This window comes from Nonomuraea sp. NPDC049152, from assembly GCF_040648355.1.
Lineage (GTDB): Bacteria > Actinomycetota > Actinomycetes > Streptosporangiales > Streptosporangiaceae > Nonomuraea.
This window is the reverse complement of the sequence record NZ_JBEZDO010000002.1, coordinates 57,273-71,403: the sequence shown is the minus strand read 5'-3', so window position 1 is coordinate 71,403 and position 14,131 is coordinate 57,273. Positions and strand designations below refer to the sequence as shown.

General features: G+C 72.1%; 13 protein-coding genes. 6 read left to right on the top strand and 7 right to left on the bottom strand.

Going from position 1 to position 14,131, the window contains the following annotated elements; all coding sequences use genetic code 11:
* Window positions 1-63: 63 nt before the first annotated feature.
* Complete coding sequence (locus tag AB0B45_RS04110; RefSeq protein WP_358124961.1) at window positions 64-708, top strand: hypothetical protein; 645 nt, start codon at window positions 64-66, stop codon at window positions 706-708.
* Between the two features lie 45 nt (window positions 709-753).
* Here AB0B45_RS04110 and AB0B45_RS04105 read toward each other — a convergent pair whose 3' ends face one another.
* Window positions 754-1,572: a TetR/AcrR family transcriptional regulator gene (locus AB0B45_RS04105; protein WP_358124958.1), complete on the bottom strand. Its 819-nt coding sequence runs from the start codon at window positions 1,570-1,572 to the stop codon at window positions 754-756.
* A gap of 68 nt (window positions 1,573-1,640) precedes the next feature.
* On the opposite strand from AB0B45_RS04105, the gene AB0B45_RS04100 reads away from it, so the two are divergent.
* Window positions 1,641-3,326: a right-handed parallel beta-helix repeat-containing protein gene (locus AB0B45_RS04100; RefSeq protein WP_358124955.1), complete on the top strand. Its 1,686-nt coding sequence runs from the start codon at window positions 1,641-1,643 to the stop codon at window positions 3,324-3,326.
* Window positions 3,327-3,418: 92 nt separating this feature from the next.
* Here the strand turns inward: AB0B45_RS04100 and AB0B45_RS04095 are convergent, their stop codons facing one another.
* From AB0B45_RS04095 to AB0B45_RS04085, 3 genes are all read right to left on the bottom strand, one after another.
* On the bottom strand, window positions 3,419-6,226 hold the full coding sequence (locus AB0B45_RS04095; RefSeq protein WP_358124952.1) for an FAD-binding and (Fe-S)-binding domain-containing protein: 2,808 nt from the start codon (window positions 6,224-6,226) through the stop codon (window positions 3,419-3,421).
* A 418-nt stretch (window positions 6,227-6,644) separates the two neighbouring features.
* The gene (locus tag AB0B45_RS04090; protein ID WP_358124950.1) at window positions 6,645-8,183 is read right to left on the bottom strand and encodes a von Willebrand factor type A domain-containing protein; all 1,539 of its coding nucleotides are present in this window, start codon (window positions 8,181-8,183) and stop codon (window positions 6,645-6,647) included.
* A gap of 88 nt (window positions 8,184-8,271) precedes the next feature.
* Window positions 8,272-8,811, bottom strand: coding sequence for a TIGR03086 family metal-binding protein (locus AB0B45_RS04085; protein ID WP_358124947.1), 540 nt, complete (start codon window positions 8,809-8,811; stop codon window positions 8,272-8,274).
* Window positions 8,812-8,895: 84 nt separating this feature from the next.
* On the opposite strand from AB0B45_RS04085, the gene AB0B45_RS04080 reads away from it, so the two are divergent.
* From AB0B45_RS04080 to AB0B45_RS04065, 4 genes are all read left to right on the top strand, one after another.
* The gene (locus tag AB0B45_RS04080) at window positions 8,896-9,873 is read left to right on the top strand and encodes a helix-turn-helix domain-containing protein (RefSeq protein WP_358124944.1); all 978 of its coding nucleotides are present in this window, start codon (window positions 8,896-8,898) and stop codon (window positions 9,871-9,873) included.
* Window positions 9,874-9,983: 110 nt separating this feature from the next.
* Window positions 9,984-10,736, top strand: a complete 753-nt coding sequence (locus AB0B45_RS04075; RefSeq protein ID WP_358124941.1) for a YndJ family protein — start codon at window positions 9,984-9,986, stop codon at window positions 10,734-10,736.
* Window positions 10,737-10,743: 7 nt separating this feature from the next.
* Window positions 10,744-11,217 carry a DUF1990 domain-containing protein gene (locus AB0B45_RS04070; RefSeq protein ID WP_358124938.1) on the top strand — a complete coding sequence of 158 codons (474 nt, stop codon included), beginning with the start codon at window positions 10,744-10,746 and terminating at the stop codon, window positions 11,215-11,217.
* 169 nt (window positions 11,218-11,386) lie between these two features.
* Window positions 11,387-12,163, top strand: a complete 777-nt coding sequence (locus AB0B45_RS04065) for an alpha/beta fold hydrolase (protein WP_358124934.1) — start codon at window positions 11,387-11,389, stop codon at window positions 12,161-12,163.
* A 5-nt stretch (window positions 12,164-12,168) separates the two neighbouring features.
* Here the strand turns inward: AB0B45_RS04065 and AB0B45_RS04060 are convergent, their stop codons facing one another.
* The 3 genes from AB0B45_RS04060 to AB0B45_RS04050 form a co-directional block, all read right to left on the bottom strand.
* On the bottom strand, window positions 12,169-12,564 hold the full coding sequence (locus tag AB0B45_RS04060; protein ID WP_358124931.1) for a DUF3224 domain-containing protein: 396 nt from the start codon (window positions 12,562-12,564) through the stop codon (window positions 12,169-12,171).
* A gap of 35 nt (window positions 12,565-12,599) precedes the next feature.
* Window positions 12,600-13,388: an LLM class flavin-dependent oxidoreductase gene (locus tag AB0B45_RS04055; RefSeq protein ID WP_358124928.1), complete on the bottom strand. Its 789-nt coding sequence runs from the start codon at window positions 13,386-13,388 to the stop codon at window positions 12,600-12,602.
* Window positions 13,389-13,476: 88 nt separating this feature from the next.
* Window positions 13,477-14,112 (bottom strand): hypothetical protein, encoded by a 636-nt coding sequence (locus AB0B45_RS04050; RefSeq protein WP_358124925.1) that lies wholly within the window; start codon window positions 14,110-14,112, stop codon window positions 13,477-13,479.
* Window positions 14,113-14,131 lie beyond the last annotated feature (19 nt).

The following is a 14,131-nucleotide window of genomic DNA, read 5'->3' as shown; positions in this document are numbered from 1 at the left end:
ACACTCAAGATCGTCTAGCGTGAGCCCTTCCGGTCGCCCACCCTGAGCCGGAAGGGACCCTTCGTGTCAGGAACGAGCGCCACCCGCTGGACCGCCGCCTACACCCGCCAGGTGGCCGAGAACGTCCGGCATCACCGCAGGCGACAGGGGTTGAGCGTGCAGGCCCTCGCCGACCGCTGCACCGTGCTCGGCTACCCGCTCGAACGCGCGAACCTCGCCAAGCTGGAGAGCGGCCATCGGGCCTCGATGACCCTTCCCGAGCTCCTCGTGCTCGCGCATGCCCTCCACACACCGCCGCTGCTCCTGCTGACCCCGCTCGGCCGTTCCGACAGCGTGGAGATCCTTCCCGGCATCGAGGCCGCCCCGCAGGAAGCCGTCTTCTGGATCGACGGCACCGCCCCGCTGCCCGACGGCCAGGAGGACGAAGGCGCCGACGCCCGTGCCGAGTTGCAGATGCTGCGTGACCACCGGCGGCTCGTCGGCGAGTGGTCGTCCAGGGCTCGCGCCGTCGCGGCCGCCCTCGACCATGCCGGCGACGAGGACGACCCGCACGAGGGCGCGTGGGCCGAGGCGGCGCGCGCCCATGGCGAACGCGCCGAACACGCCGCTGAGCGGCTGTCCCACCTGCGGGAGAGCATGCGGCTGCGAGGGCTGACCCTGCCCGGGCTGCCGCCGGGCCTGCTCCACCTCGATCACCAGGGGGAATAGCCGGGCGGTGGGCTAGGTGCGCGTGGGGCGGCCAGGCCCGAGCGGTCAGCTCTTCCGCATCCGGTAGGCGCGCTGCTGGCAGGCGCGGGAGCAGTAGTCCCGCGGCCTGCCCGTGGCGGCGGCGTCCACGGTCTTACCGCACACCACACATCGCGTTTCATCACGACTTCCATCACGGATGAGTGCCTCGATCCCGTCGAGCACCCGCTGCAGGCCGAACTCGAACGGGTCGAGCGGCGCGTCGTAGCCCCCCTCCCGATAGATCCGGCTCAGCGTCGGATACCGATCCAGGTGCTCGAAGAGCGAGTCGCGGGCCCCCCACCACTCCTGCTCGCTGACCCCGGTGCGCCGCTCGACGTGCGCGGTCTCCACCACCTGCCGGGCGGCGCTCTCGACGAACCCGCCGACGAGAGTGACCACGGCCACCACCTCCGCGGGCGGCAGCCCGGTCCGCGCCACCACCTCCAGCGCCCGTTCGAAGCCCGCCACCGCGTTCGGCCCCGGCACCCTGCGCGACCCCGACGACTCGATCAGCCAGGGGTGCCGCTTGTAGAGGGCCAGCTGGGCCCGCGCCCACGCCTCCGCTTCCGCCCGCCAGCCCTGCCGTTGCCCCGTTTCCGCCTGCGGCCTCTCCCCCATGACCTCGTCGCGCATGAGGTCGATCAGCTCCGCCTTGCCCGGCACGTGCCGGTACAGCGACATGGTGGTGAAGCCGAGGCGTTCGGCGACTTTTCGCATGGAAACCGCGGCCAGTCCCTCGGCGTCGGCCAGCTCGATCGCGGCTCGCACGATCCGCTCCAGGCTGAGGCCGCGCCTGGACCCCGCCCCCCACAGCAGTTCGGTGCTGCGATCCGGATTCGCCATCTTGACTCCCCTCCCTGTCTATGCTGTATACCAGATGTGTACAGCATACACACGAGAGGGCGTCTTTCATGTTCTTCGTTGATCCAGCGGGTGACGACTCGGGTCCCGGCACGATCGAGCGGCCGTTCGCAACGCTGGACCGGGCCCGCTCGGCGGCGGCGCCGGGCACCGTGGTCACCCTCAGGGCCGGCACCTACCGGCTCACCGAGCCGTTCCGGCTCTCGGCCGCCGACTCCGGGGTCGTCTACCAGGCCTACGGCTACGGCACCGCCGTACAGGAGGAGGTCGTCATCAGCGGGGGCCGGCGGATCACCGGCTGGAGCCGGGGCGAGGACGGCGTCTGCCAGGCCGAGGTACCCGGCCTGGCCACTCGCCAGCTCTACGTCTCCGGGCGGCGCGCCGCCCGCGCCTCCACCGCCCTCGACCACCGGCTGACCAGGACCGAGACCGGTTACGTCATCGACGACCCCGCGCCAGGGGCGTGGCAGGGCGAGGTGGAGTTCGTCTACCGGGGCGCTTACCCCTGGTCCGAGGGCCGCTGCCAAGCGTCGCGGATCTCCGGCGACGAGCGCTCGACCACCGTCACCATGGCGCAGCCTGCCTTCGGCTGGGCCGCGCGGCTCTACCAGTCGGTCATCAGCTGGGACGGCCCCGGCGCAGGGGAGTCCAACGGCGCCGACGCCCCGACCTCGGCTGAGAACAGCCCCGCGTTCCTGACCGAGGGCACCTTCGCGCTGAGCGGCGCGGTCCTGCACTACCTGCCGCTTCCCGGCGAGGACCTCGACGACGTGGTCGCGCCGGTTCTGGAGACGCTGCTGCACGCCCGCGACGTGCACGACGTCGCCTTCCGCGGCATCACGTTCGCGGAGGCGACCTGGCTGCGGCCCAGCGCGCCCGAAGGGTTCCTGCACTACCACGGCAACGGCTACTACGACGGCGGCGCGCTCCAGACGGTCACCTTCGCCGAGGGCCAGGGACAGGTCACCGTCCCAGGCGACGCCGCCACCATGCCCGGCAACGTGATCTTCGAGAACGCGTCGCGGGTCACGCTGGAGGGCTGCCGGTTCACCCGGTTGGGCGCGGTCGCGCTGGAGTTCCGCGGCGACGGCGCGGACAACGTGCTGCGCGACAGCGTGGTCGACGAGGTGTCCGGCGGCGGCGTGGTGATCGGCTCGGGGGCGCGCCGCCACCGGCTAGAGAACAACCACGTCCATCACGTCGGCCGCGACTACCACGGCTCACCGGCCGTCCTGCTGTCCGGCACCAGGGACACCGTCGTGTCGCACAACCAGGTCAACGACGTGCCGCACGCGGGCATCGTGGTGTACGAGGGGCGGGGCGCCCAGGTGCTGGACAACCTGGTGCACGACACGATGCTGGTGCTGGCCGACGGCGGCGGCATCTACCTGTCCGGCAGCCAGGGCGACTCGTACGCCGGCGGCGCGCTGATCCGCGGCAACGTCGTCCGCGACACGATCACGCCCTACAATTTCGGCCTCTACACCGACTACGGGGCCGCATGGGTCACCGTCCAGGGCAACGTCGTCCACCGGGCCGACAACCCGGTGGTGCTGAACGTGTCGCCGCCGATGGAGCACGTGGCGTTCATCGGCAACTTCTGGGACGCCGACCCTGGTGAGCCCCCGGCGGGCGTGACGCTCCTCGACAACACGACGCTCCCGAAGGGCGCGTTCGACGACGACCCGACGGTCGCCGCCATCGTGGCCTGCGCGGGGCTGGCCGCTCCGCGCTAGACGTCTCGTTCGTTCCCGCGGGAACGGCAAGGCGAGGGATGGTGGCGATCCGCCGGCGACGGCAGCCGTCACCATCCCTTCACGCCGCCGCGCTACCGGCCGGTCTCGCGGGTGGCCTCCTCCAGGAGTTCGAGCAGGTGGCGGTACGGCCGGCCGGTGGCGCGGGCGAGCCCGATCTCGCAGGTGCGGTTGGCCGAGGCGTAGGCGTCGAAGTCCCTGACCGCCACTCCCTGAGCCTCTTCGCGGGTCGCGGCGGCGGTCAGCTCGGGATGCAGCAAGCCTCGGTCCCCGGCGAACCCGCAGCACTGCCAGCCGTCCGGCACCACGACCTCGTCGGCGATGGCCTCGGCGATGGCCCGGAGCGCGTCGTTGAGCCCCAGCCGGGTGGACGAGCACGTGGGGTGCAGCGCCAGTGAGGCCAGCCTGCGCCGTACGGTCAACCGGGGCAGGATCTGCTCGGCGACGTAGGCGACCGCGTCGACGACGTGGACCTTGCCGCCGCCCGCGCCGACCAGCCGCTCGAATCCTTCCGTGCATGAGGCCGCGTCGCTCACCACGGGCAGCCTGCCGTCGAGGCTCGCCTCCGCCAGCGCGGGAAGCACGCGATCGCGCATGGCGGCGTACCCCGACGACATCCCCTTGGACGACCAGGGAGTGCCGCAGCACAGGCCGGCGATGGGGCCTGGCACGAGGAGGCGGATCCCCGCCCGCTCGGCGAGGGCCGTCAGCGCCGCGTCGACGCCCTGACCGCCGTCGGCGGGCGCGAACAGCGTTCCCAGGCAGGACGGGACATAGACGGCATGGGGGTCCGCCACCGCGTGGGGTTTCCTGGCGCGGCCTCCCCTCGGCAGGTCGCGCTGCCACTGGGGCACGCGTCCCGTTCCGAAGACGGCACGGGCGGCGCGCGTCACGCCCTCGGGCAGCGCCGGAGGGAGCTTGCCGACCAGGTCGAGTCCGAGGGCCATGCCCCGGGTGACACCTGCCCACCGGCCGGCCGCGACCCGCCATCCGGCCCGGGCGACGGGCTTGCGCCGCTCGGCACGCAGGCGCTTCATCAGATCGCCCGTGTTGATGAGCACCGGGCAGGCGGTGGCGCACATGCCGTCGACGGCGCACGTGTCGACGGCCTCGTAGGAGTACGCGCGTCGCAGTTCACGCGCCAGCCTGCGGTCGCCGGCCGCCTCGGCAACGGCGATCTCACGGCGGAGCACGATGCGCTGTCTCGGTGTGGTGGTCAGGTCCTTGCTGGGGCAGACGGGCTCGCAGTAACCGCATTCGACACATCGGTCCACCTCGGGATCGACTGTCGGCACGGACTTGAGGTGGCGCAGGTGGACCGCGGCGTCGTCGCTGATCAGCACGCCGGGATTGAGGATGCCGGTGGGGTCGCACAGCGTCTTGAGCTCGCGCATGACCTCGTAGAGCTCGTCGCCGAACTGGCGGCGGACGAACGGCGCCATGACGCGGCCGGTGCCGTGCTCCGCCTTGAGCGTGCCGCCGTGCGCGAGGACGAGGTCCACCATGTCCTCGGTGAACGCCTCGTACCGCTCAGGCGCCCTTCCGCTGGAGAAACGCTCGGTGAGCATGAAGTGCAGGTTGCCGTCCTTGGCGTGGCCGAAGATGACGCTGTCCTCGTAGCCGTGCCGCCCGAACAGCTCGGTGAGCTGCGCGCACGTCTCCACCAGGGCGGGTACGGGGACCGCGATGTCCTCCAGGAGAGCGGTGGTCTCCGGCGGACGGGCACCGGCCACGGCGGCGTAGAGGCCCTTGCGGATGTGCCAGAGCGCCGCCCGTACCGTCGCCTCGCCGCTGAGCCGCGGCGGGCTCGCGAGGGGCAGCTCGGCCAGGACCGCGCCGACGGCGCGCACGCGATCATCGAGGACGCCGGGGTCGCTCTCCTGCCATTCGACGAGCAGAGCGGCATGCTCGCGCACGGTGAGAGCGCGCAGGATCGGGTCGGCCTTCGGGTCGAGCTGGGCGACGCGCAGGGCCACGGCGTCCAGCAGTTCGATGGCGGCGGGTCCCGCGGCCACCAGCGCGGGCATCGCCGCCATCGCCTGCCCGAGGGTCTCGAAGACCAGCAGCCCCGCGGCGGCGTGGCGGTGCAAGGGGACGGTGCGGAAGGTCGCCTCGGCGACGAAGGCCAGCGTTCCCTCACTGCCGACCACGAGACGGGTCAGGATCTCGCTCGGCGAGGTGTGGTCGAGGAAGGCGTTGAGCCCGTAGCCCATGGTGTTCTTCATGGCGAACTGGGCCTTGAGGCGTCTCACCGAGTCAGGGTCGGCGCGCACCCGGTCGCGCAGGCGCTCGAGGCCGGCGAACAGGCCGGGCTCGGTGGCGCGCAGCCGCTCGTCTGCGTCCGGGGCGCCGGTGTCGAGGAGGGTGCCGCTCGGTAGCACCAGCAGCAGTGACTCCAGGGTGCGGTAGGTGTTGTGCTCGGTTCCGCAGGTCATGCCGCTGGAGTTGTTGGCGACGACGCCGCCGATCGTGCACGCCGACTCGCTCGCGGGGTCGGGGCCGAGCTTACGGCCGTAGGGGGCGAGCCGGAGGTTGACCTGGCGCAGGGTGACCCCCGGCTGCACCCTGACCCGCATGCCGTCGTCGAGGACCTGCAGGTCCTTGAAGTTTCGGCGGGTGTCGACGAGCAGGTGCTCGGTGACGCCTTGCCCGCTGAGACTGGTGCCGCCCGAGCGGAAGGTCAGCGGCATGCCGTGCCGGCCGCTCAACCGGAGCAGTTGACCGATCTGGGCGGGGTCGGTCGGGGTGACGACCGCGCGAGGGTGCAGCAGGAAGTGGGACGCGTCGTGGGCCAGGCGCAGCCGATCGGTGGCGCGTGTCCGAACGCCGCCGGGAACGACTGTCTCCAGGTCGGCCAGTGTCCAGTGGTTCTCGACGGTCACATCACACCCGTTTCCCGCGGACCATTTTCCGATAAATGGAACTATGGTCTGACATTTCGAACTATGGAGGACGATACCCCTAGAGCGATCTCATCGGAACAGCGCATGCGGGGCACCGCAGTCCCTGGCCAGGCGAGCCGAGCCTGCCACTACCGTGCGTCGAAGCCGCCGACCTCGGCCGATCCTGGATCCCGTCGCCGACCGGCCCCGTCGTCACGGGGCCCGGCCACGGCCTCCTCGGCTGGCTCAGCGGGCGCGCGTCCAGCGCGCCGCCGTCCTCCGACCGCCCACTGCCGGACCCACCCACCTGGCCCCTCCCGCCGACCCCCGGCTGGGACTGACCTCCGAGCGGAGCGCCGGCGTCTTCGCGGCCGCCGCTGGGGAGCGGCCGCCCTGACGACGACGTAGGCCCATGCCGTCAGGCGACCGTCCTGGCCTTCTCGATCAGGCCCGCGAGCTCGGCCACCGCGGGGTCCTCGGTCGTGGACGCCAGCCGGCCCGCGTGTTCGCCCAGCGTCGGCAGGTCCATGCCGAACGCCTCCCTGTCCCGCATGTACAGCGCGAAGGCGGCGGCCACGACGTCGACCTGCAGCCGGGAAGGCGAGTCCTTCCACAGGGCGCCGCTCAGGTCGGCGGCGGCCATAGACGTGCTGACCTCGGCGGGCCTGCGGGTGTCGGGTTCCTGCCAGCGTACGGTCGCCGAGGCCAGCTGGCCCGAAGCGCCCGCGCGCAGCCGTACCGAATAGAGCGCGGTGACGGAGTGCCCTGGACCGACCTCGCCGCCGTCCTTGGCGTCGTCGCGGAAGTCCTCGCTCGACAGCGCGCGGTTCTCGTAGCCGACGAGCCGGTAGCTCTGGACCACCGACGGGTTGAAGACGACCTGCGCCTTGGCGTCGCGGGCGCGCAGTTCCAGGTTGGCGGGCAGCTGCTCGACGAAGACCTTGCGCGCCTCCTCGACGGTGCTCACGTAGACCGCGGCGCCGTCGCCGTTGTCGGCGAGCTGCTCCATGAGCTCGTCGCCGTAGTCCCTGCCCACGCCGACCGACAGGAGCGTGACCCGCTTGCCCGCGTACTCCTTGACCCTGTCGAGGATGGCCTGCCAGGCGGTGCTCCCGGTGTTGGCCAGGCCGTCGGACAGCAGGATGACCCTGTTGGTCGCGGCGGAGCGGTAGGAGCGCTCGGCCTCCCGGTAGCCGGTGACCAGCCCGTCCTCCAGGTTGGTCGACCCCTCGACGGCGAGTCTGTCGATGGCGGCGTGCAGGTCGGCGCGGGCGGTCAGCGGGGTCATCGAGGCGACCAGCCTGGCCTCGTCGCTGAAGGAGACGATCGACACCTGGTCGCCGGGGGCGAGCTGGTCGACCAGCGTGTGCAGCGCCTGCTTGACCAGGTCGAGCCTGCCGGGCTCGGCCATCGAGCCCGACACGTCGACGACGAACGTGAGGTTCGCCGGACGCCTGGCGGCGGCGTCGGCGGCCCTGGTCTGCAGGCCGACCCTGAGCACCACGGTGTTGTCGTCGTGCAGCCTCGCGCCGTCGACGTGGACGGTGAACCCGTCGTCGGGCGGCTGCGCGTAATCCTGGCGGAAGGCGTTGACGAACTCCTCGGGCCGCACCTGCGCCGGTTCGGGCCAGCGGCCCTCGCCGAGGGTACGGCGGGCGTAGCCGTACGACGCGGTGTCGACGTCGAGAGCGAACGTCGACACCTGCGACGCCTCGGTGTCGGTCTCGGTGTCGGTCGCCGCGTCGGCCTCCGCTTCGGCCGCGGCGCTGGACTCGGCCGGCGCCTTCTGGTCGGATCCCGCGCTGGCGCTGGGCAGGGGGGCCGTCGTCGCCCTGACGCCCGGCGGCTGGATCGGCGCGGCGCGCTCGCTCGCCGGCTTCACCGACCCTTCGGGCCCGCCGCCGCACGCGGCGAGAACCAGCAACAACGCGATCACCAGTAAGGGACTGAGTCTCATCGCAACCACCTCCACCGCCTCAACGGGGCGGTCAGGAGTATGGCCGGGGGCTTGACGTAAGCGAGCGCAAACCGTGTTCAATACGTGATCACGGGGTCCAGGCCGGGTCCCTCCCCGTGACGCCGAGCAGCCGGTCGAGGGCGGCCGCGTCGCCGGGCACCTCGACCTGCCGGCCGAACGCGCCTTTCGCCCTGCCCATCGGCGCCATCTGCTCGGTGAAGGCCAGCGCCTTCTCCACCGCCTGCTCGTCCTGCTGGTAGGGGCGGCCGGTCGCGGCGGCCAGGTCCCAGCCGTGCACGATCAGGTCGACGAGCAGCAGGTGGGCGGTCGTGGCCATGGGCATGCCGACCGAGCTCTCGCCCTCCCACGCCTCCGGCTCTGACCATGCGGCGAGCGCCCGTCCCATCCGCTCGGGAAAGTCGCCGGTGTACTCGCCCTGCTCAGGCCTCGGCCCCTTGGCGGCCATCGACTCGAACATCTCCGCCACCCATTCCAGGTGCGCGAGAAGGCGGCGCACGTCGAAGTCGGCGCACGGCGTGGGCAGGGCGAGCTCCTCCTCGCTCAGATCACGCACGAGCGCGACCGTTGACCGCGAGGCTGAGGTCAGGTGCTTGAGCATGTCGTCCATGACATTCAGCGTGCCAGCCACGCCCGCAGGTCGGCACGCCGCCCCGCACCGAAGCGGCCGGCGCCGGACGCATACGATCCTGACATGCTGGTTCCGCTGCCCACCCGGCTGCACACGGTGGCCGCGCTGGCCTTCGACGGCATGGCGCCCTTCGAGCTCGGCTGCGTCGTGGAGATCTTCGGTCTGCCCAGGCCCGAGCTGCGGGTGCCGTGGTACGACCTCAAGGTCTGCGCGGAGAGCGGCGACCCGCTGCGGGTGGTCGGCGGGTTCAGCATGCGGGCCGGCCACGGCCTCGACGTGCTGGCGGCGGCGGACACCGTGATCGTGCCGGGGGTGGCGGACGTGCGGGGCCCGGTCTCCGCCGTGCTGGTCGAAGCGCTGAGGGACGCCCACGCGCGAGGGGCCAGGATCGTGTCGATCTGTTCGGGCGCCTTCGCACTCGCCGCCGCGGGCCTGCTTGACGGCAGGGAGGCGACCACCCACTGGAAGTACGCCGACCTGCTCCAGCTCCGCTTCCCCTCGGTGCGCGTCACCCCTGACGTGCTCTACGTCGACGGCGGCCGGATCCTGACGAGCGCGGGCAGCGCGGCGGGTCTCGACCTGCTGATCCACCTGGTCCGCAACGACCATGGCGCGAACGTGGCCAACGCGGTCGCCCGCCGCCTGGTCATCCCGCCGCACCGGGACGGCGGGCAGGCGCAATTCATCCAGGCGGCCGTGACGGCGGTGGAGGACGACGACGCGGTGGCCAGGGCGATGGAGTGGGCCATGGCGCACCTGGCCGACCCGATCACCGTGGCCGATCTGGCCAGGGTGGCGCACCTGTCGGAGCGCACGTTCATCAGGCACTTCAAGGCGCAGACTGGCACCTCGCCGCTGCGCTGGGTGATCTCGCAGCGGGTCGCGGCCAGCCTGCCGATGCTGGAGTCGACGGGCGCCCCGGTGGAGGAGATCGGGGCGGCGGTCGGCTTCGAGAGCCCCGTCACCTTCCGCCACCACTTCAGCCGCGCGATGCGCACCTCCCCCTCGGCCTACCGGCGCGCCTTCGGCGCCGCCCGCTGAGACTCCACCGCTGAAGGCCGGGCCTGCCTCGCGGCCACCTGCCCGGTCGCCCGTCTCCGGGCTGGGCTATCGTCGTGTTTGAACACGTTCAAACGACGGAGGAGGCGCGCGTGACCCCCCTGGTCGGCGTCATCGTGACCCTCGGCATGCTGGTCGTCATCCCGCTCGGCCTGCGCCTGCTCGACGTGCGGCCCTGGCCGTTCCTCATCGGCGCGGCGGCGGGCGCGCTGTCGCTCTGGCTGCCACGCGGCCCCGTCGCCGTGACGCTCGCCGCCGTGTACGGCGTCGCCGCACTCTACCTGGCCTTTCACGCGCTCCCCCGCCTGCGCGCCCTCGACCCCGCCAGGCTCGCGGCCGCCACCGCGCTGGCCACCCCGTCCGTCGCCGCCGTCGCGCTGCTCGCCGAGCGCGGCGGCTACGACCTGCTCGGCTACACCCCGCGGATGCTCGCCCTCACAGTCGCGCACTTCCACTTCGCGGGGTTCGCCGCCGCGCTGGTGGCCGGGCTGGTCGGCCGGGAGTCGCGGTCGCCGGTCGCGGCGTTGACCGTTCCCGCGGGCACGCTGCTCGTCCTGGGCGGCTACTTCGTGGGCGACTGGGCCGAACTGGCCGGTTCTTCGGTGCTGACGGCGGGCATGTGGTGGGTCGGCTGGCTGGCCTGGCGGCGCTTCCGCGGCGTCTTCCTGCTGTCGGGAGCCGTGCTCGCCGTCACCATGGCGCTGGCCATGGCGTGGGCGGTCGGCCAGGCGACGGGGCTGCCGCACCCATCGCTGGAGACGATGATCGCCACGCACGGCGTCGGCAACGCCTTCGGTTTCGCCCTCTGCGCCGTCGCCGCGCTGCGGCGGCTCGATCCCCTGTGAGGCTTCGATGGACTACACCTATCCCGACGTCGGCGCGACGCTGACCGGCGAGCTGCCCGGCGGTTACCACCACCTGCGTCACTCCCGGGTGCTCAGGGCCTCCTTCGAGGAGGCGGCGCAGGCGCTGATGACCTGGCAGGCGCAGCGCCGCGTCGGCCTGCGCCCGCGCGTCTCGGCGCCGAGGGCGGCGCCGGGTGTGGAGATCACCGTACGGCTGGCCGTACTGGACGCCCCCTGCCGGGTGGTCTGGGTGGTCGAGGAGGCCGACAGGGTCGGCTGGGCCTACGGCACGCTGCCCGGTCACCCCGAGAGCGGCGAGGAGAGCTTCCTCGTGGAGCGCCTGCCGGACGGCAGGGCCAAGGTCACGATCACCGTGTTCAGCCGTCCAGGAAGCCTGCTCACCCGGCTCGGCGGCCCGCTCGTCCCCCTGGTCCAGCGCGTCTTCCTGCGCCTGTACGCCCGCGCTCTGGATCTTCGATGACCGCGCCAGTACGCCCGCGTGCCGGCCCTTCGATGACCGCACCCGTAGGCCCGCGCGCCGGCCCTCTGCTGACTGCCCCTGCAGGTCCGCGCGCCCGCCCTTTACTGACGGACGCGCGGCGACCAGGATCGGACAGTGTGAGCGTGCGCGCACCGGGCGAGGGCCTGACGTGATCAAGGCCGTGCTCGCCGTCCTGGCGGTCGGCGCGGTGGCGCTGGCCCTGTTGTGGGTGTTCCAGCGCCGCCTGATCTACCTGCCCGACTCCAGCCTCGTGCCGTCGGCGGGCTCGGTCCTGCCGGGCGCCCACGACGTCACGTTCACCACCTCGGACGGCCTCACACTGACGGCCTGGCACGTCACGGGCGGGCGCCGAGGGGTGACCGTCCTGGTGACGGGCGGCAACGCGGGCAACCGCCTGCATCGCGCGCCGCTGGCCGCCGCCCTGGCCCGCGAGGGGTTCGACGTGCTGCTCATGGACTACCGCGGCTACGGCGGCAATCCGGGTTCCCCCTCGGAGGACGGCCTGCTGCGCGACGCCCTCGCCGCGCGCGCCCTGGTGAAGGGGCCGGTCATCTACTTCGGCGAGAGCCTGGGCGCCGCCGTCGCCACCGCGCTGGCGGTCCGGCAGCCGCCCATGGGCCTGCTGCTGCGCTCCCCTTTCACCGATCTGGCCGCGGCGGGCCGCCACAACTACCCGTTCCTGCCCGTCGGCCTGCTGCTGCGCGACCGCCTCCCCGTCGCGGGCCCGCTCGCCTCGGTGCGGGTGCCCACCACGGTCGTGTACGGCTCCCGCGACACGATCGTCCCGCCCGCGCTGAGCCGTACGGTGGCCGCCTCCGCCGGAGGACCGGTCACGCTGGTCGAGGTCGAGGGGGCGGGACACAACGACAGGTCGCTGCTCGACGGCCCCGAGCTCATCGCCGCCGTCGTGGCCCTGGCGCGGTGAGCGCGTCAGGGCAGCCGGTAGTCGAAGACGTAGGAGTGGCCGCCGTCGGGCGCGATGAGGATTTGCAGCTCGCCTCGCAGCCCCTTCAGCCCGTCGGTGCCGGAGCCCGGCACGACCGTGCAGGCAAGCGAGTCCTCGCCCTCGTCGCTGACCGCGTTGTGCTGCAGCACGAACGTGCCGGAGCGATCGCCGATCGCGCCCGAGACCCGTTCCATCGCCACGTACGACTTGGACTCCTCACGCTCCGACGACGAGATGATCATGGTGACGGTGCTCGATCCCTTCAGGTCGCCCTCGAAGGTCTTGCCGAGGGTGACGAAGGCGAGTGACACCCCGTCGGCGACGTCGTAGGGCTCCTGGGGGGTCCAGCCGAAGATGTCAAAGGTTCCTTGTGCGGTCATGGATCCATCGTCCCCCTCATACCTGCCATCTTGTGTCAGGTACCGGAGAGCCGCTCCACCACCGGCGCGAACGCCTCCAGGTAGTAGGCGTTGATGGAGATGTAGGAGATGCCGAGGCGCTCCCTTCGCTTCTGCAGCGTCTCTGCCATCTCCTCGACCGACCCCTTCAGGAATCCCACGCCGTGCGGCTCGCCGCCGACCTGTTGCCTGAGCCACGGCGGCAGGTCCTCGCCGATGGCCGCCAGGTTGAGGTTGAGCTCCAGCTTCGGGAAGCGGTCGCCCGCCAGCTCGTACAGTTCGTCGAGCTTGGCGGCGAGCTGCTCCTCGGTGGACTGCGCGGGCACGGCGAGGGCGATGGTGTCGGCCCTGCGCGCGGCCAGGCGGAGCAGGCGGGGTCCCGCGGCGGCGATGAGGATCGGCATCTCGCCCGCCGCGTCGATGGTCTCCGTGAGGCGGGCGACGCGCTCGGCGGGCGTGCCGTACGGGACGCCGAGTTTGTCGGTGTCGGCCTCGGCGCCGGGGCGGCCAGCGCCGAGGCCCAGCTCGAAGCGGCCGTCCGACAGGCTCTGAAGGGCGCGCGCCTCCCACGCCACCTGGCCGGGCGTGCGGTTGGGCGCGCTGAGTACGTAGGTGCCGAGGCGCAGGCCGGTCGTGACGGCGGCAGCGGCGGCCAGCGCGGGGAACGGCGCGAACGTGCCCAACGTGTCAGGGATCAGCAGGGTGTCGTAGCCGAGCTGCTCCGCGCGGCGGGCGAGCCCCGTCCATGCTCCACCACTGGGCGCGTAGCCCGCGACGGCGCCGAACCTGAAAGGGCGCGTGGTCATTTGGGTCTCCTTCGTCGGATGTGCCCCCACGATCGCCCGTCGGCCGCCGGTGCGGCATCCTCCAGGAGTTGACGGTCCGCGTACTCCGTCAGGAGGAAGGCGGAGCCGTGATGTTCACGGGGACGCCCCAGGAGGTGAAGCGGAGCGTGCTCTTCTTGGAGACGCTGCCGAGCGCGCCCGGCGGCTCGGTCCACCAGGTCACCAGCTTGGCGGGCCGTCCTTCGGGGTCGGTGGACAGCTTCCAGAAGATGGAGGAGGGGGCCTCCTTCGCGCTCTGCACCGTGGCGCGGAAGGAGGGCGAGGCCTCGTAGAGGGCGCTCCCGGTGATCATGCCCTTGGTCGCGAGCATGGCCTTCATGGCGGAGGGGTCGAGGACGAGGATCGGGCTGAAGAAGGGGGTCCGCGCGCCCGGCTTGCTGGGCGACCTGACCCACTTCTTGCCGATCACCCCGCCCCGCTGGTAGGTGGCCTCACCCACGGCGATCGTGCGGACGGCTCCCTTGGCCAGTCCCGACCTGGCTTTGACGTCGTAGGAGACGACTCCGGAGCGGTCGAACTGCACGACGCCCCTGCGCTTGCTGCTGCTGAAAGGATCGCCGTCGATCATCGTCTTGGCGCGCTCGGTGAACGTCACCCCGTGGCCGGGGACGAACTGCTGCTTGAGCGCGACGACGGGGTCAGGAGCGGCGATCAGAAGTAAGGCGCTTACCGCGGCTGTCATCATGGCCGACCATCGTAGTGAT

Coding starts and splice junctions, on each gene's coding strand:
- AB0B45_RS04105 (WP_358124958.1), bottom strand. CDS start 1,572: ATGGCGAATCCGGATCGCAGCACCGAACTGCTGTGGGGGGCGGGGTCC.
- AB0B45_RS04100 (WP_358124955.1), top strand. CDS start 1,641: ATGTTCTTCGTTGATCCAGCGGGTGACGACTCGGGTCCCGGCACGATC.
- AB0B45_RS04090 (WP_358124950.1), bottom strand. CDS start 8,183: ATGAGACTCAGTCCCTTACTGGTGATCGCGTTGTTGCTGGTTCTCGCC.
- AB0B45_RS04085 (WP_358124947.1), bottom strand. CDS start 8,811: ATGGACGACATGCTCAAGCACCTGACCTCAGCCTCGCGGTCAACGGTC.
- AB0B45_RS04080 (WP_358124944.1), top strand. CDS start 8,896: ATGCTGGTTCCGCTGCCCACCCGGCTGCACACGGTGGCCGCGCTGGCC.
- AB0B45_RS04070 (WP_358124938.1), top strand. CDS start 10,744: ATGGACTACACCTATCCCGACGTCGGCGCGACGCTGACCGGCGAGCTG.
- AB0B45_RS04060 (WP_358124931.1), bottom strand. CDS start 12,564: ATGACCGCACAAGGAACCTTTGACATCTTCGGCTGGACCCCCCAGGAG.
- AB0B45_RS04055 (WP_358124928.1), bottom strand. CDS start 13,388: ATGACCACGCGCCCTTTCAGGTTCGGCGCCGTCGCGGGCTACGCGCCC.
- AB0B45_RS04050 (WP_358124925.1), bottom strand. CDS start 14,112: ATGATGACAGCCGCGGTAAGCGCCTTACTTCTGATCGCCGCTCCTGAC.